A 15,270-nucleotide genomic window follows, 5' to 3' on the forward strand; every position below is an offset into this window, starting at 1 on the left:
GGACGTCTCCTTCCCCTGTGTAACGAACCCTAGTCTGCAACGCTGGCGTGGCCCGCGAAGCCGTAGCATATGGAGGCATGACTCAACAGCGACTACGCCATGCCACCATGCCGGAAAAACCGACACTTGACGGCCTGGAGCAGGTATGGGTAGCCCGCTGGGAGGAAGACGGCACCTACCGCTTCGACCGGTCGAAGACCCGCGAGCAGATCTACTCGATCGACACGCCGCCTCCCACCGTCTCCGGCTCCCTCCACGTGGGTCATGTCTTCTCGTACACGCACACCGACACCGTCGCCCGCTTCCAGCGGATGCGCGGGCGCGAGGTCTTCTACCCCATGGGGTGGGACGACAACGGCCTGCCCACCGAGCGTCGCGTGCAGAACCACTTCGGCGTGCGCTGTGACCCCTCGGTGCCCTACGATCCCGGCTTCACACCTCCCGCCGAGCCCGATCCCAAGCGGCAGGTGCCGATCTCGCGGGCCAACTTCATCGAGCTGTGCGAGCGGCTGACCCTGGAGGACGAGAAGGCGTTCGAGGAGCTGTGGCGCCGCCTCGGGCTGTCGGTCGACTGGTCGCTGACGTACGCCACGATCGACGGCGCCGCGCGGGCCGCCTCCCAGCGCGCGTTCCTGCGCAACCTCGCGCGCGGCGAGGCCTACCTCGCCGAGGCGCCCACCCTGTGGGACGTCACCTTCCGCACCGCCGTCGCGCAGGCCGAGCTGGAGGACCGCGAGTGGCCGGGCGCCTTCCACCGCGTCTCCTTCTACGGGGAGAAGGGGCCGATCTGGATCGAGACCACCCGGCCCGAGCTGATCCCCGCGTGCGTGGCGCTGGTCGCCCACCCCGACGACGAGCGCTACAAGCCGCTGTTCGGCACCAGCGCGCTCTCGCCGCTGTTCGGCGTCGAGGTGCCGGTCCTCGCCCACCACCTGGCCGAGCCCGACAAGGGGTCCGGCATCGCGATGATCTGCACGTTCGGCGACCTCACCGACGTCACCTGGTGGCGCGAGCTGGGGCTGCCCACCCGGCCCGTCATCGGGCGCGACGGCCGGCTGCTGCCCGACCCGCCGGAGGGCGCCGAGCGCGAGCCGTACGAGGAGCTGGCCGGCAAGACCGTCCACAGCGCCCGCGAGCGCATCGTCGAGCTGCTGCGCGAGTCCGGCGACCTCGACGGCGACCCGCGCCCGGTCCAGCGGGCGGTCAAGTTCTACGAGAAGGGCGACCGGCCCCTGGAGATCGTCACCACCCGCCAGTGGTACATCCGCAACGGCGGGCGCGACGCCGAGCTGCGCGAGCGGCTGCTGGCCCGGGGCTCGGAGCTGCGCTGGCACCCGGCCCACATGCGGGTCCGCTACGACAACTGGGTGCAGGGCCTGGCCGGCGACTGGCTGATCTCGCGGCAGCGCTTCTTCGGCGTGCCGTTCCCCGTCTGGTACCCGCTGGACGACGCCGGCGAGCCCGACTACACCCGGCCGCTGCTGCCGCCCGAGGAGATCCTGCCGGTCGACCCGTCCTCCCAGGTCCCCGACGGCTACACCGAGGACCAGCGGGGCAAGCCCGGCGGGTTCGTCGGCGACCCCGACGTCATGGACACCTGGGCCACGTCCTCCCTCACGCCGGAGATCGCGGGCGGCTGGGAGCGCGACCCCGACCTGTTCTCCCGGGTCTTCCCCATGAACCTGCGCCCGCAGGCCCACGAGATCATCCGCACCTGGCTGTTCTCCACCGTGGTCCGGGCGCACCAGGAGTTCGGCACGCTGCCGTGGAGCGACGTGGCCATCTCCGGGTGGATCCTCGACCCCGACCGCAAGAAGATGTCCAAGTCCAAGGGCAACGTCACGACGCCGCTCGGGCTGCTGGAGGAGTACGGCTCCGACGCGGTGCGCTACTGGGCGGCCAGCGGGCGGCCCGGCACCGACACCGCCTTCGACACCGGGCAGATCAAGGTCGGCCGGCGGCTGGCCATCAAGATCCTCAACGCGTCGAAGTTCGTGCTGGGCTTCCCCGCCTCCGACGCCGAGGTGACCGAGCCGCTCGACCTGTCCATGCTGGCCGCGCTGGCCGACGTGGTCGACGAGGCCACCCGGGCGTTCGAGGACTACGACTACACCCGGGCCCTGGAGGCCGCCGAGCGGTTCTTCTGGTCGTTCTGCGACGACTACCTCGAACTGGTCAAGGCCCGCGCCTACGAGTCCGACGCGGCGGCGGCCTCGGCGCACGCGGCGCTGCGGCGGGCGCTCGACGCGCTGCTGCGGCTGTTCGCGCCGTTCCTGCCGTTCGTCACCGAGGAGGTGTGGTCGTGGTGGCGCGACGGCTCCGTCCACCGCGCCGCCTGGCCGGCCGCCGAACGCGGCGCCGGCGACCCGGCGGTGCTGGCCGTGGCCTCCGAGGTGCTGCGGCGGATCCGCAAGGCCAAGTCCGAGGCCAAGCTGTCCATGCGCGCCGAGGTGTCCCGCCTCACGGTGACCGGGCCCGAGGCCGGGCTCGTGCGCCTGGCGCAGGACGACCTGTGCGGCGCGGGCAACGTCGAGGAGTTCGTGCTGGACGACGGGGCCGCGTTCACAGTCGAGGTGGTGCTGGGGGAGACCGCCTGAGCCGAGCGGCGCCGGGGCCGCCGGAGGTCGCCGGCTTCGTGTCCCCGGCTTCGTGTCCCCGGCCCGCCGATGACGGCTCCGGGATGCGCCCGATCGTTTATCGGCGCGCATCCCGGCGCCGGACGTGCCAGTCTGGGGATGTGCTGAGAGACCGCCCCACCAAGCTCGTGCCTCCCGTGCTGGCCAAGATGGCCGCATGGTCGGGGTGCCTGATCCTCGTCGGCGTGGTGGTCTACTACTTCGCGCTGGGCGTCGGGCGGCTCAGCTTCGTCGCCCTGCCCGTGGCCATCGCCCTCCTGCTGACCGCGCTGCTGTTCCCGCTCACCAACAGCCTGCGCGAGGCGGGGATGCGCCCCATCTACGCCACCTGGCTCACCATGCTGGTCGCGCTGGCCATCCTGATCGGCACCGGCTGGCTGGTCGGGGCCCGCGCCACCGAGGAGTTCCCCAACCTCGTCGAGCAGGTCCAGGCGACCTCCCGCGACGTGCAGAACTGGCTGATCACCGGCCCGCTGCACCTCAAGGAGGCGCAGATCACCAGCTACGTCGACGAGATCGCCACGATGGTCAACACCCAGCGCAGCGCCATCACCGGCACGGTGCTGACCGCCGGCGCCGTCGCCTTCGAGGTGCTCGCCTCGATCGTGCTGCTGCTGTTCGTCACGTTCTTCCTGCTCAAGGACGGCGACCGGATCTGGTCGTGGTTCCTCAGGGCGTTCGGGGAGATGGCGCCGCGCGTCGACCGCGCCGGCCGCGCGGCGTGGACCACGCTCTCCCACTACGTGCAGGGCACGGTGGCCGTCGCCGCCGTCCACGGCCTCATCATGGGCATCGTGCTGGCCGGCATGGGCGTGCCGCTGTGGGCGCCGCTGGCGGTCCTCATCTTCTTCGCCAGCTTCATCCCCATCGTCGGCATCTTCTTCGCCGGCACGGTCGCCACGCTCGTCACGCTGGGCGCCAAGGGGCCGGTGTACGCGCTGATCTTCGTCGGCATCCTCGTGGTCGAGCAGCAACTGGAGAACCACGTGCTCCAGCCGCTGATCGTCGGCCGGGCCCTCAACTTCCACCCGCTGGCCATCATCATCGTCCTCGCCGTGGGCGGCATCCTCGGCGGCATCGCCGGGGCCGCGGTCGCCGTGCCCGTCGCGGCGGTGATCTACCGGGCGCTGCCCGAGCTGCGCCACGACCAGCCCGCCCTGCCACCGGGCGAGCACGCCGACGAGGACGTCGGGGAGGGGCCGCCCGAGCCCGTGGGGGAGGGGCCGCGCGAGTCCCCCGCGCCGCGCACCCAGGCCGCCGGCGCGCCGCGTCCGCGCGGCGCCGCCGCACCGGCCGGGGCCGAGCGCGGCGAAAGGCCGGCCGACACCGAGTAACCTCGTCACTCGTGACCCGTACCGCCAGGACCACGCCGTCCTCCGGCACAGCCCGCCCAGGAGCGGCCCGGCGCCGTGGCGCGCCCGCGACACCCCACCCGCGCACCGGGTGTGACCGCATCACCGCCGGAAGGGCGTACCTTGAGGCTGAGGGGCGTAGCAGCGCCCCGGAGCACCACGACGAGGTGAACCCGTGACCGCGACCGACCGCGACGCGACGGGCTCCCGGCCCGCCCCGACCACGGACGCCCCGGCCGCGCCCCCGCTGGAGATCCTCATCCAGCGGCTCGACCCCGGCCTGCCGGTGCCCTCCTACGCCCACCCGGGCGACGCGGGCGCCGATCTGCACGCCGCGTGCGACGCCGAGCTGCCGCCCGGCGAGCGCGCCGTGGTGCCGACGGGCGTCGCCATCGCGCTGCCCGAGGGGTACGCCGCCTTCGTCCACCCGCGCTCGGGCCTGGCCTCCCGGCACGGTGTCACTCTGGTCAACGCGCCCGGCACGGTCGACGCCGGCTACCGGGGCGAGATCAAGGTGACGATGATCAACACCGACGCCAGGGAGCCGTTCCTCGTGCGGCGGGGCGACCGGATCGCCCAGCTCGTCGTCCAGCGGGTGGAGCGGGCGGCCTTCCTGGAGGTGGCGCGGCTCCCGGAATCGCCGCGCGGAGCCGGCGGGTTCGGCTCGACGGGGCGCTGACCGGAGGCCGAGCAGGGTTCAACAGAACGCTGAACAGGGAGAGTGAGAGACGTGTTCCGACGCCGTCGTCGCGAGCAGCCGGAGCAGGCGGCGGCCGACGCCGCGGCCCCGGCCGAGCCCACACGCGAGTCCGGCCCGTGGGACTCCGACGAGCCCCACCCCGACCACGACCGGATCGACCTCGGCGGCCTGCGGCTGCCGCACAACCCCGACTTCGACGTACGGCTGGCCTCCGTCGGGGACCAGCACATCGGCGTCGTCGTCATCCACGGCGACAGCACGCTGCAACTGCAGGGGCTGGCCGCGCCCAGGTCCCTGGGCCTGTGGGACGAGGTCAAGACCAAGATCACGCAGCAGCTGCCGGCCCTGGAGGAGCGTGAGGGCCCGTTCGGCGCCGAGCTGCGCGGCGAGATCACCGCCGACGGCCAGACCCGCCAGGCCCGCTACGTCGGGATCGACGGGCCCCGCTGGTTCCTGCTCGCCGTCGTCCACGGCCCGGCCGCCGCCGACGAGGCCGCGGCGGAGCCGTTCCTCGACTTCCTGCGCGACGTCGTCGTCGTCCGCGGCACCGAGCCGATGGCGCGCGAGGAGCCCATCGTCCTGCGCCGCCCCAACGAGCAAGCCGCGCAGAGCGACGACCGGCCGGGTCTCAACCCGTTCCGGCGCGGACCTGAGATCAGCGAGATTCGCTGACGACCTCCCATCGCATAGGCTGATTCATCATGACTACGGCAGGGACTCCCAAACGGGGGTTGCGCGGGTTCTTCAGTCGGCTGGCATCCCCCCAGTCCGAGATCGAGGCGCAGATGCTGCGCGAGGACGCCGAGCAGACGGGCGCGACGCCGATCGCCTCGTGTGGCGGCAGGCGCCGTTTCTGCGTGGCCGGTACGCTACGTACGGTGACGCTGCGGCCGAGGGGCGGCGCCCCCGCGCTGGAGGCGGAGCTCTACGACGGGTCCGACGTGATCGACCTCGTCTGGCTCGGCCGCCGCAGGATCGCCGGCATCGAGCCCGGACGCATCGTCAAGGCCGAGGGCCTGGTGAGCGTGCAGGACGGCCGCAAGGTGATGTTCAATCCGCGATACGAGCTGCGCCCAGGGAGTTGATCAGGTGAAGGCCGAGGCCGGAGACGCCGCCCACGACACCGTGGAGGCAGCGGTTCGTGCCCAGCTCGCCAAGGCGTTCGGCGGCGTGCGGGGCATCATCGAGGCGGCGGTGCCGACGGCCGCGTTCACGCTGGCCTGGATCACCACCGAGGAGCTGAAGCTGTCGCTGATCGTCAGCGTCTCGCTGTCGGTGCTGCTGCTCCTCGCGCGGGTCCTGCAACGCTCGACGCCGCAGTTCGTGATCAACAGCCTGATCGGCATCGCGATCGGCGCGTTCTTCGCCAGCCGCACCGGCGACGCCAAGGACTACTTCCTGCCCGGCATCCTGTGGAACGGCGCCTACGCCGTGGCCATGCTGCTGTCGATCGTCGCCCGGTGGCCCGTGGTCGGGTTCCTCATCGGCTCGGTGACGGGCGACCCGACGGGGTGGCGGCAGGACCCGGGCGTCGTCCGGCTCTGCTCGCGGCTGACCTGGCTGCTCCTGATCCCGTGCGTGGTGCGGGTGGCGGTGCAGCTCCCGGTGTACCTGTTCGGCGGCGGCGACGAGGCGGTGGCGGCGCTGGGCGTGGCCAAGATCGCCATGGGGTGGCCGCTGCAGATCGCCGCGCTGGCGGCCATGGTGTGGATGCTCGGCCGCGGCCGCACCCCGATCAACCCCGTGGCCCCGGCCTGATTCTGCCGCGGGCCTCGGAGGGCGGGGCCGGTAGCCCCATGCCCCCGTGGCGGGGCCCCGGCCCCTTCTCGGAAGGGAGGATGGGCGCGTGCCCTTACCGACCTCTTCCGAACTCCGGCTCATGCTGGCCGTTCGGCGTTACGTCACCCCCGGAAGCGGAGCGGCCCGCCGCTATATGCAGCTCATGGGCGGATTCATGATGCTTCCCGACCGGGAGTTGATCCGCTTCGGCCGTTCCTTGGCCCGGGACGCACGACGGATCAGCGACAAAGATCTTCAGCGGCTCCTGGCGTTCGAGTGGCGCTCGCGGATGACCGCCGCCTGGCTGATCGGCCTCGACCGGCGTGCGCGTTTCCGTGAGCAGCTCGGCCGCGTGCTCCTGGAGAGCCCGCTCGGCCACGCGAGCCACGGATACTGCTTCGCGCTCGCCCGCTTCGGGGAGGAGCGCGACGTCGACCTGCTCACCGCCTACCTCGATCGCCGTCCGCCCCGAGTGGACAACCCCCATGAATGGGGTGACGCGATCAGTGCGCTCGGATACCTCGACGAGCTACGGGGCACGGATCACGCCGCACGCTTCGTCGCCCGGGGCGGGGCGGGGGAGGAGTCGGCGGCGGATGGGACAGATCTCGCTGAACGCTCGGCCTACATGGCGGAAAGGTGCGCGTTCGCGGAGAGTTGCATGACCGGCACGGTCGAGGAGTGGCTGCCCCGGCGGCGGCTCTTCCTCGACCGGTGGTCCTGACGTCATCCCAGGCCGGGCGCCGGCAGGGGCGCCCGGGTCAGTGCTGCGACAGCAGGTGGGCGAGCTCCTGCTCCACCTCCTGGGTGGCCACGAACAGCAGCTCGTCCCCCGCCTCCAGCGGGTCGTCGTCGGACGGCACCAGGACCCGCCCCTCGCGCAGGATCGCCACGAGCGCCGAGTCGGCCGGCCACGGCACCGAGCCGGCCCGCTGGCCCACCACGGGCGCGTCCTCGGCGAGCGTGAGCTCCACCAGGTTGGCCTGCCCCTGCCGGAACGTCAGCAGGCGCACCAGGTCGCCGACGCTGACCGCCTCCTCGACCAGGGCGCTCAGCAGGCGCGGCGTCGAGACGGCCACGTCCACGCCCCACGACTCGTTGAACAGCCACTCGTTGTTGGGATGGTTGATCCGGGCGACCACGCGCGGCACGCCGTACTCGGTCTTGGCCAGCAGCGACACGACCAGGTTGACCTTGTCGTCCCCGGAGGAGGCGACGACGACGTGGCAGTTGTTGAGGCCCGCCTCGTCGAGCGAGGCGATCTCGCAGGCGTCGGCGAGCAGCCACTCGGCCCGCGGCACGCTGTCGATCTTGATGGCCTTCGGGTCGACGTCGATGAGGAGGACCTCGTGGCCGTTCTCCAGCAGCTCGGCGGCGATGGACCGGCCCACGGCCCCGGCCCCCGCGATCGCGACGCGCATCAGTCGTCCTTCTCCGGTGCGGCGGCGAGCACCTTGTTGATCCGGTCCATGTCGTTCTCGGCGCCGATCACGTGCAGGATGTCGCCCTCCTGCAGCACGGTGTCGTCCGCGACGACCAGCGACTCGCCCATGCGGTTGATGAACGCGGCCCGGCACCGCGCCCTGGGCTCCAGATCGACGGCGCGGGTGCCGATCCACGACGGGTGGACGGGCACCTCGGCCAGGACGACGCGGCCGGTCGGGTCGCGCCACAGCGGCTCGGCCCCCTCCGGCAGGACGCGCCGCAGGATCTGGTCGGCCGTCCAGCGCACGGTGGCCACCGTGGGGATGCCCAGGCGCTGGTAGACCTCGGCCCGCCGCGGGTCGTAGATGCGGGCCACGACGTTGTCGACGCCGAACGTCTCCCGCGCCACCCGGGCGGAGATGATGTTGGAGTTGTCGCCGCTGGAGACGGCCACGTACGCGGCGGCGGACTCGATGCCCGCGTCGGTGAGCACGTCGCGGTCGAACCCGATGCCCGTCACCCGCCGGCCGCGGAACCCCGCCCGCAACCGGCGGAACGCCTGCGGGTCGCGGTCGATGATCGCGACCGAATGGCCGCCGTCCTCGAGGATGTGGGCCAGGGTCGAACCGACCCGCCCACATCCCATGATCACTATATGCATACTCCCCCGCATCTCGCGGTCGGCCGGTTGCTCGACACCAGTATGGCCTGATAGGGGAGCGCTCCGATGCGTGGCCATAACGGAGACTAGGCTCTGGTTACGTGGCGAAGGTGACAGATCTTCTGAAACGCGTCCTGGTGGGCCGGGCGCTGCGCAGCGGCCAGCTGCACGAGCAGCTCCTGCCCAAGCGCATCGCCCTGCCCGTGTTCGCGAGCGACGCGCTGTCCTCCGTGGCGTACGCGCCGCAGGAGATCCTCGTCATCCTGTCGCTGGCCGGGGTCTCGTTCTACTCCTACAGCCCGTGGATCGCCCTGGCCGTGGTGGTCGTCATGCTGACGGTCGTCGCGTCGTACCGGCAGAACGTGCACGCCTATCCCAGCGGCGGCGGCGACTACGAGGTGGCCACCACCAACCTCGGCCGCAACGCCGGCCTGACCGTGGCCAGCGCCCTCATGGTCGACTACGTGCTGACCGTGGCGGTGTCCGTGGCCAACGGCGTCGACTACGTGGGCGCCACGATCCCGTTCGTCGGCGAGCACAAGCCCGCCGTGGCCATCGCCATCGTCGTCCTGCTCACCGTGGTCAACCTGCGCGGCCTGCGCGAGTCGGGCGTCGCCTTCGCCGTCCCGACGTACGCGTTCATGGTGGCGGTGATCGGCCTCGTCGCGTGGGGCGGGTTCCGGCTGCTCGTCCTCGGCGACGAGCTGCGCGCGCCGAGCGCCGGTTTCGGCATCGTGCCGGAGCAGACCAACCTGACGGCGTTCGCCGCCGCGTTCCTCGTGCTGCGCGCGTTCTCCTCCGGCTGCGCGGCGCTGACCGGCGTCGAGGCCATCAGCAACGGCGTGCCGGCCTTCCGCAAGCCCAAGAGCAGGAACGCCGCCACCACCCTGCTCATGATGGGCGTGGTCGCGATCACCATGTTCGGCGGCATCATCGCGCTGGGCCTGGCCTCCGGGGTGACGGTGGCCGAGCCGTCCGTGGTGGCCACCGACCTGCTCAAGCCGGACGGCACGCCCGTCGGCCCCGGCTACTACCAGCAGCCGATCATCGCGCAGGTGGCCGACGCGGTGTTCGGCGGCGGCTCGGCGGCGTTCGTGGTGATCTCCGCAGTGACGGCGCTCATCCTGTTCCTGGCCGCCAACACCGCCTTCAACGGCTTCCCCGTGCTGGGCTCGATCCTGGCCCAGGACCGCTACCTGCCACGCCAGCTCCACACCCGCGGCGACCGCCTGGCCTTCTCCAACGGCATCGTCATCCTCGCCGCGGCGGCCTGCCTGCTGCTGTGGGGGTTCAACGCGGACGTCAGCCGCCTGCTGAACCTCTACATCGTCGGCGTCTTCGTCTCCTTCACGCTCAGCCAGACCGGCATGGTCATCCACTGGACCCGCCACCTGCGGACGGAGACCGACCCGGGCGCCCGCCACCGCATGCACCGCTCGCGGGCCATCAACTTCTTCGGCGGCATCATGACGGGGCTGGTGCTCATCGTCGTGCTGCTCACCAAGTTCCTGGTCGGCGCGTGGATCGTGTGCCTGGCCATGCCGATCCTGTTCCTCATGATGAAGGGCATCCGCCGCCACTACGACAACGTGGCCGCCGAGCTGGAGATCACCGGCGAGTACGACGCCTCGATGCTGCCGGCCCGCAACCACGCGATCGTGCTCGTCTCCAAGATCCACAAGCCGACCCTGCGGGCCCTCGCCTACGCCCGGGCCACCCGGCCCTCCACACTGGAGGCCGTCACCGTGGGCGTGGATGACGAGGAGTCGCGCCTGCTCCAGGAGGAGTGGGAGCGGCGGGGCATCCCGGTGCCGCTCAAGATGCTGCACTCCCCGTACCGGGAGATCACCCAGCCGATCCTCGACTACGTCAAGACGCTGCGCCGGGGCTCGCCGCGCGACGTGGTGACGGTCTTCATCCCCGAGTACGTGGTCGGGCACTGGTGGGAGCACCTGCTGCACAACCAGAGCGCGCTGCGGCTGAAGGCGCGGCTGCTGTTCAAGCCCGGGGTGATGGTGACGAGCGTGCCGTGGCAGCTGCACTCCTCCGACCGGCTCAAGGGCCGCCCGGAGCCGTTCGCGGCCGGCTCGGTGCGCCGGCCCTGGCACGACGTCGTCAAGGACCAGGAGATCGAGACCCGCTGACGACGAGCCCCGGCGGTGGGCCCTGGCGGCGAGGGCCCGGCCGGGCAAGGCGTGCGGCGAGGGCCCGGCCGAGCAGGGCATAGGGTGTCGATGTGGAAGCGGAACAGGCATCTCTGGAGCTCACGGTCGGCCCGGTCGCGCACGGAGGCTGGTGCGTCGCCCGGCACGAGGGCCGCGTGGTCTTCGTCCGGCACGCGCTGCCCGGCGAGCGCGTCGTCGCGGCCGTGACCGAGGAGACGGCCCGCTTCCTCCGGGCCGACGCCGTGGAGATTTTGGAGCCCTCGCCTGACCGGGTCGTCCCGCCCTGCCCCTACGCCGGCCCCGGCCGGTGCGGCGGCTGCGACTGGCAGCACGCCACGCTGGAGGCGCAGCGCGCGCTCAAGGCCGACGTGGTGGCCGAGCAGCTGCGGCGGCTCGCCGGCATCGACCGCAAGGTCGTGGTGGAGGAGGTGCCGGGAGCGCCCGACGGCCTCGGCTGGCGCACCCGCGTGCAGCTCGCCGTACGCGGGGACGGCGTGCCGGGCTTCCGCAAGCACCGCTCCCACGACATCCAGCCCGTCGACGCGTGCCTGATCGCCCACCCCGAGGTGGAGGCGGTCGGGGCGGAGCTGCGCGAGTGGCCCGGCGCGGCGGGCGTCGAGGTGATCGCCTCCACCGGCGGCGACCGCGCCGTCGTGGTCAAGCCGCGCCCGCGCCGCACCGTGACCGTGCCCGACCTCGACGCGCCCGCCTCGATCCTGCTCGACCAGGGCAAGGGCCGCACGGTGCCGCGCCGCGGCCCGGGCGTGCTGCGCGAGCGGGTCGGCGACCGGGAGTTCCGGGTGTCGGGCAGCGGGTTCTGGCAGGTCCATCCCGGCGCCGCCGAGACCCTGCTGGACGCCGTCCTGACCTTCGCCGCGCCGGAGCCGGGGGAGTGGGCGCTCGACCTCTACTGCGGGGTGGGGCTGTTCGCCGCGGGCCTGGCCGAGGCGGTGGGTCCGGAGGGGGCGGTCTTCGGCCTGGAGTCGGAGGAGGCGGCGGTCCGCGACGCCCGGGCCAACCTGCGCGACCTTCCGCAGGCGCGGATCGAGCGCGGCCGGGTGGAGGAGGCGCTGGACCGCTTCCAGATCGAGCGCGCCGACGTGATCGTGGTGGACCCGCCCCGCGCGGGTCTCGGCCGCGAGGTGGTGGACCGCATCGCGAGCCTGGAGGCGCCGCGCGTGGTGTACGTCTCGTGCGACCCGGCGACGCTGGCCCGCGACCTGGCGTGGCTGGCCGAGCGGGGCTACGGCCTGGCCGACCTGCGCGCCTTCGACGCCTTCCCCCAGACTCATCATGTGGAGTGCGTGGCGCTGCTCGTCCGCGGGTGAGCTAGAGCCCGCGCACCAGCGCGACGGAGAAGGGCAGGCTCGGCGTGCCCTCGCCCATCGGGCCGCCCTTGTCGAACTGCGAGCGCACGACGTACAGACCGTCCCGGTGCCACGTCAGCGTGGTCGGCAGCGCGAGGGCGTCGTCGGTCAGCCGCCGCTCGGCCCGCGCCGCCGTGCCGTCCCGGGTGACCCGCCACCGGCTGATCGTGTCGACGGTGTTGTGCACCGCCCACAGCGTCGCGCCGCGCAGTTCCAGCCCGTCGGCGTGCAGCATGTCGCCTCCCTTCAGCGCGACCTTCCGGACGGCGCGGGTGGCGAGGTCGACGCGGTAGAGGTCGCCGCCCGTCATGTCGGCCGTCAGCAGGTAGCGGCCGGCGGGGTCGGCGACGATCCCGTTCAGCGTGAACGTGCCGGGCGCGTTCGGGCCGACCGCGTCGCTGAGATCCGCGTACGGCGTGAGCGGCGCGCTGCCGCCGCGGGCCTGGGCGAGCCGGCGCGGGGTGACCCGGTAGACGACGGCCCGCGCGCTGTCGGTGAGGTAGGCGGAGCCGTCCGGCGCGATGGCGACGTCGTTGACGAACGTCGGCTCGTCCCCCTCGACCTCGAAGCGGGCGAGCGGCGCGCGGGTGCGCGTGTCGTAGACGGTGACGCCGCTGGTGGAGTCGGTGACCCACAGCCGGCCGGAGCGGTCGGCCTCCAGGCCGTTGGCGGTGTGCCAGCCGTCGGCGCCGGCCGGCAGGAAGGTCTCGGCGACCCGCCGCCCGGGCGTCATGCGGAAGACGGTGCCGTCGGTGTAGGAGCCGGCGTACAGGTCGCCGGTGCGCGGATCGGCGGTGATGCCCTCGGGGTAGACCCGGGCGCCGGGCAGCTCGAACGCGGTCGAGACGGTCACGGCCGGGGCCGTGACCGGCGCGGCCGGGCCGGCCGCCAGGGCCGTGGAGGTGGAGCCGGCGAGCGCGAGGGCCAGGGTCGTGCCCGTTGCGGCGGCGAGGGAACGCAGGGAAGGCATGAGTCACTCGCAAGGGTTCGATGATTAGAACGAGTACGTACGATAGTTAGAGTTCTAATGCGTGTCAACGTTGGCTGAACAGGGTCGTTACCATGCGGAGATGACCTCGATGCCCGTTCCCGAGCGCCTGGGCTTCCACCTGAAGCGGGCGGAGCAGGCGCTCAACGCGGCCAAGAACGCCGCGCTGAGGCCCGCCGGACTCACCGTGCCCCAGTACGCCGCGCTGCTCCACCTCGCGCAGAGCCCGGGCATCTCGGCCGCCGCGCTCGCCCGGGCGTGCGGCGTGACGCCGCCCACCATGAACACCGTCCTCAAGAACCTCCAGGAGCAGGGCCTGATCGAGCGGACGCCGCACGAGTGGCACAAGAACATCCTGGAGACGCGGCTCACCGCCAAGGGCGCGCAGGTGATGGCCACGGCCGACGCCAACGCCGTACGCGTCGAACGCGGGCTCGCCGGCGCCTTCAGCGACGAGGAACGCGAGACCCTGATCGCCCTGCTGGCGCGCTGCGTCGAGCAGTTGGAGGGGGCCCGGTCCGCCTAGCGGACGCGGAGGACAGGGCGTCGGCCGCGCCCTCCACGTCGATCTCGCCCGCCACGGAGACGCGCCGAGCCGTTCCACCAGCGCGCGGCGCGAAACTCGATGGCGTCCGCGGGGGCGGCGTGGCTAGGGTCGCGTCGTGATCTACGAACATCCCCTGGCCTACCTGCTCGGCGTCGAGGGGGTCGCGCTGCTGCGCTCCTTCAGGGGCGAGTTCGGCCGCGACTTCGTGGAGGCGCGACTGGCCGAGCTGCGTCGGCTGCTCGACGACGAGGCGCTGGCGGAGGCGGGCGTGGAGGTCGCGCGGGTGGACGCGGTGGAGGGATACCGCATCTGGGCGCGTACCTATGACGGGCCCAACGGCCTGTTCGACATCGACGAGCCCGTCGTCGGGCAGATCCTCGACGCGCTTCCGGCGGGCGTCGCCCTGGACGCCGCGTGCGGCACCGGCCGGGTGGCGGCGTCGCTGGCCGGGCGCGGCCATCAGGTCATCGGCGTGGACAACTCACCCGACATGCTCGCGAAGGCGCGCGCCCGGGTGCCGCAGGGAAAGTTCCTGGACGGGGACCTGCCGCACCTGCCGGTGCCGGACGACTCCGTGGACCTCGTGGTCTGCTCCCTGGCGCTGACGCACGTCCCGTCGCTCGGGCCGGTGATGGCCGAGTTCGCCAGGGTGCTGCGGCCCGGAGGGCACCTGGTGATCTCGGACATGCATCCCGAGGGGGTCGCGCGGGGCTTCGTCCCGCCCGTACGGCTGGCGGACGGGCGGCCGGGCCGGATCGCGACCTATCGTCACGCGATCGGCGACTACCTGCGCGCCGCTCTGACGGCAGGGCTGCAGGTGCGCCGCTGCGAGGAGCCCAAGCCGGCCGACACGCCGCCCAAGGCAGACACGCCGCCCAAGGCCAAGTCCGCCGAGGCGGCTGAGGTGGTCAAGGTCTGGGACGTCTGGCCCTGGAGCCTGACCGATCTGGTGCCGGAGGCCGCGCGGGCCGCCTACGGCGACGCGCCCTCGATGGTCATCTGGCACTTCCAGCTCGCGGCGTCCGGCCGCTGACCCCGTCGCGGCGTCCGGCCGCTGACCCCGTCGCGGCGGCGCAGTACGTCCTGGCTGTCAACGTCTCGCCTGATTCGCTCGGATAAGGGCGGATATGTGCCGGGCAGGTCTTCCTCCGAGGCGCATAGATGGCCCTCCGAGTCGGGGGTGTCTCTACCTGCTGCCCTCGGCGCCAGATGTCCCGGAGCCCTCGGCATGGCAGGCTGACCCACGGTGGCCGGGTCTTCACGGAACGGGGCGACGCGGGCGGCTGCGAGACGTCGTCCGCGCAGGCTCGGAGGCATGGCCACCGGCAGGCAGGTCTCCCGACGGAAGGAGCACGAATGAGCAGCAGTGTCGTGGCGCGCCGGCTCAACGACCACGTCGAGATCCACCACGTCGACCGGCCGGACGTGGTGCTGGAGGTGCCGCGCAAGGACTTCGCCGACCTGATCGCCGCGGTCATGCCGCTGGAGGCCGAGGTCACGGAGTCAGCGGCCTGACGTCCACGGCGCGGGCGGGCGTCACGGAGTTCGCGGCCTGACGTCTCATCCCCTGCCGAAGCCCCCGCCGGCCTGGTGCCCGGCGGGGGCTTCCCCGCCTCACCCGTACGGCCCGCCATCGCTGCGCAGCGTCAG

At 72.5% G+C, this 15,270-nt stretch carries 15 protein-coding genes; 12 read left to right on the top strand and 3 right to left on the bottom strand.

All coding sequences use genetic code 11. The features are described from left to right. Positions 1 to 77 precede the first annotated feature (77 nt). From valS to HTZ77_RS05600, 7 genes are all read left to right on the top strand, one after another. Complete coding sequence (gene valS, locus HTZ77_RS05570; protein WP_205302095.1) at positions 78 to 2,597, top strand: valine--tRNA ligase; 2,520 nt, start codon at positions 78 to 80, stop codon at positions 2,595 to 2,597. Between the two features lie 140 nt (positions 2,598 to 2,737). Then, the gene (locus HTZ77_RS05575; protein ID WP_175588322.1) at positions 2,738 to 3,970 is read left to right on the top strand and encodes an AI-2E family transporter; all 1,233 of its coding nucleotides are present in this window, start codon (positions 2,738 to 2,740) and stop codon (positions 3,968 to 3,970) included. Positions 3,971 to 4,235: 265 nt separating this feature from the next. Next, the gene (gene dut / locus HTZ77_RS05580; RefSeq protein WP_175588598.1) at positions 4,236 to 4,667 is read left to right on the top strand and encodes a dUTP diphosphatase; all 432 of its coding nucleotides are present in this window, start codon (positions 4,236 to 4,238) and stop codon (positions 4,665 to 4,667) included. 51 nt (positions 4,668 to 4,718) lie between these two features. Beyond that, the gene (locus tag HTZ77_RS05585; RefSeq protein WP_175588323.1) at positions 4,719 to 5,360 is read left to right on the top strand and encodes a DUF3710 domain-containing protein; all 642 of its coding nucleotides are present in this window, start codon (positions 4,719 to 4,721) and stop codon (positions 5,358 to 5,360) included. A gap of 29 nt (positions 5,361 to 5,389) precedes the next feature. Beyond that, positions 5,390 to 5,773, top strand: a complete 384-nt coding sequence (locus tag HTZ77_RS05590) for an OB-fold nucleic acid binding domain-containing protein (RefSeq protein ID WP_175588324.1) — start codon at positions 5,390 to 5,392, stop codon at positions 5,771 to 5,773. Between the two features lie 4 nt (positions 5,774 to 5,777). Continuing rightward, the gene (locus HTZ77_RS05595) at positions 5,778 to 6,446 is read left to right on the top strand and encodes a DUF3159 domain-containing protein (RefSeq protein ID WP_175588325.1); all 669 of its coding nucleotides are present in this window, start codon (positions 5,778 to 5,780) and stop codon (positions 6,444 to 6,446) included. A gap of 121 nt (positions 6,447 to 6,567) precedes the next feature. Continuing rightward, entirely contained in the window at positions 6,568 to 7,191 is a 624-nt protein-coding gene (locus tag HTZ77_RS05600; protein WP_268959920.1) for a DUF6000 family protein, read from the top strand. A 37-nt stretch (positions 7,192 to 7,228) separates the two neighbouring features. Here the strand turns inward: HTZ77_RS05600 and HTZ77_RS05605 are convergent, their stop codons facing one another. Both HTZ77_RS05605 and HTZ77_RS05610 read right to left on the bottom strand, forming a co-directional pair. Then, on the bottom strand, positions 7,229 to 7,888 hold the full coding sequence (locus HTZ77_RS05605) for a potassium channel family protein (RefSeq protein ID WP_175588327.1): 660 nt from the start codon (positions 7,886 to 7,888) through the stop codon (positions 7,229 to 7,231). Further along, entirely contained in the window at positions 7,888 to 8,553 is a 666-nt protein-coding gene (locus HTZ77_RS05610) for a potassium channel family protein (protein WP_175588328.1), read from the bottom strand. Before HTZ77_RS05610 ends, HTZ77_RS05605 begins: the two co-directional genes overlap by 1 nt. Before the next feature lie 101 nt (positions 8,554 to 8,654). On the opposite strand from HTZ77_RS05610, the gene HTZ77_RS05615 reads away from it, so the two are divergent. Then, complete coding sequence (locus tag HTZ77_RS05615) at positions 8,655 to 10,697, top strand: APC family permease (protein WP_175588329.1); 2,043 nt, start codon at positions 8,655 to 8,657, stop codon at positions 10,695 to 10,697. 92 nt (positions 10,698 to 10,789) lie between these two features. Continuing rightward, positions 10,790 to 12,046, top strand: coding sequence for a class I SAM-dependent RNA methyltransferase (locus HTZ77_RS05620; RefSeq protein WP_175588330.1), 1,257 nt, complete (start codon positions 10,790 to 10,792; stop codon positions 12,044 to 12,046). Between the two features lies 1 nt (position 12,047). Here the strand turns inward: HTZ77_RS05620 and HTZ77_RS05625 are convergent, their stop codons facing one another. After that, positions 12,048 to 13,055 (bottom strand): SMP-30/gluconolactonase/LRE family protein, encoded by a 1,008-nt coding sequence (locus tag HTZ77_RS05625; protein ID WP_175588331.1) that lies wholly within the window; start codon positions 13,053 to 13,055, stop codon positions 12,048 to 12,050. A gap of 100 nt (positions 13,056 to 13,155) precedes the next feature. Between HTZ77_RS05625 and HTZ77_RS05630 the strand changes: the two genes are divergently transcribed. From HTZ77_RS05630 to HTZ77_RS05640, 3 genes are all read left to right on the top strand, one after another. Next, positions 13,156 to 13,599 (top strand): MarR family winged helix-turn-helix transcriptional regulator, encoded by a 444-nt coding sequence (locus HTZ77_RS05630; RefSeq protein WP_205302097.1) that lies wholly within the window; start codon positions 13,156 to 13,158, stop codon positions 13,597 to 13,599. Positions 13,600 to 13,735: 136 nt separating this feature from the next. Beyond that, the gene (locus HTZ77_RS05635; protein ID WP_175588332.1) at positions 13,736 to 14,653 is read left to right on the top strand and encodes a class I SAM-dependent methyltransferase; all 918 of its coding nucleotides are present in this window, start codon (positions 13,736 to 13,738) and stop codon (positions 14,651 to 14,653) included. 323 nt (positions 14,654 to 14,976) lie between these two features. Continuing rightward, positions 14,977 to 15,135, top strand: coding sequence for a hypothetical protein (locus HTZ77_RS05640; RefSeq protein WP_175588333.1), 159 nt, complete (start codon positions 14,977 to 14,979; stop codon positions 15,133 to 15,135). Positions 15,136 to 15,270: the final 135 nt, after the last annotated feature.

This window comes from Nonomuraea montanisoli (assembly GCF_013363975.1).
Taxonomy (GTDB): domain Bacteria; phylum Actinomycetota; class Actinomycetes; order Streptosporangiales; family Streptosporangiaceae; genus Nonomuraea; species Nonomuraea montanisoli.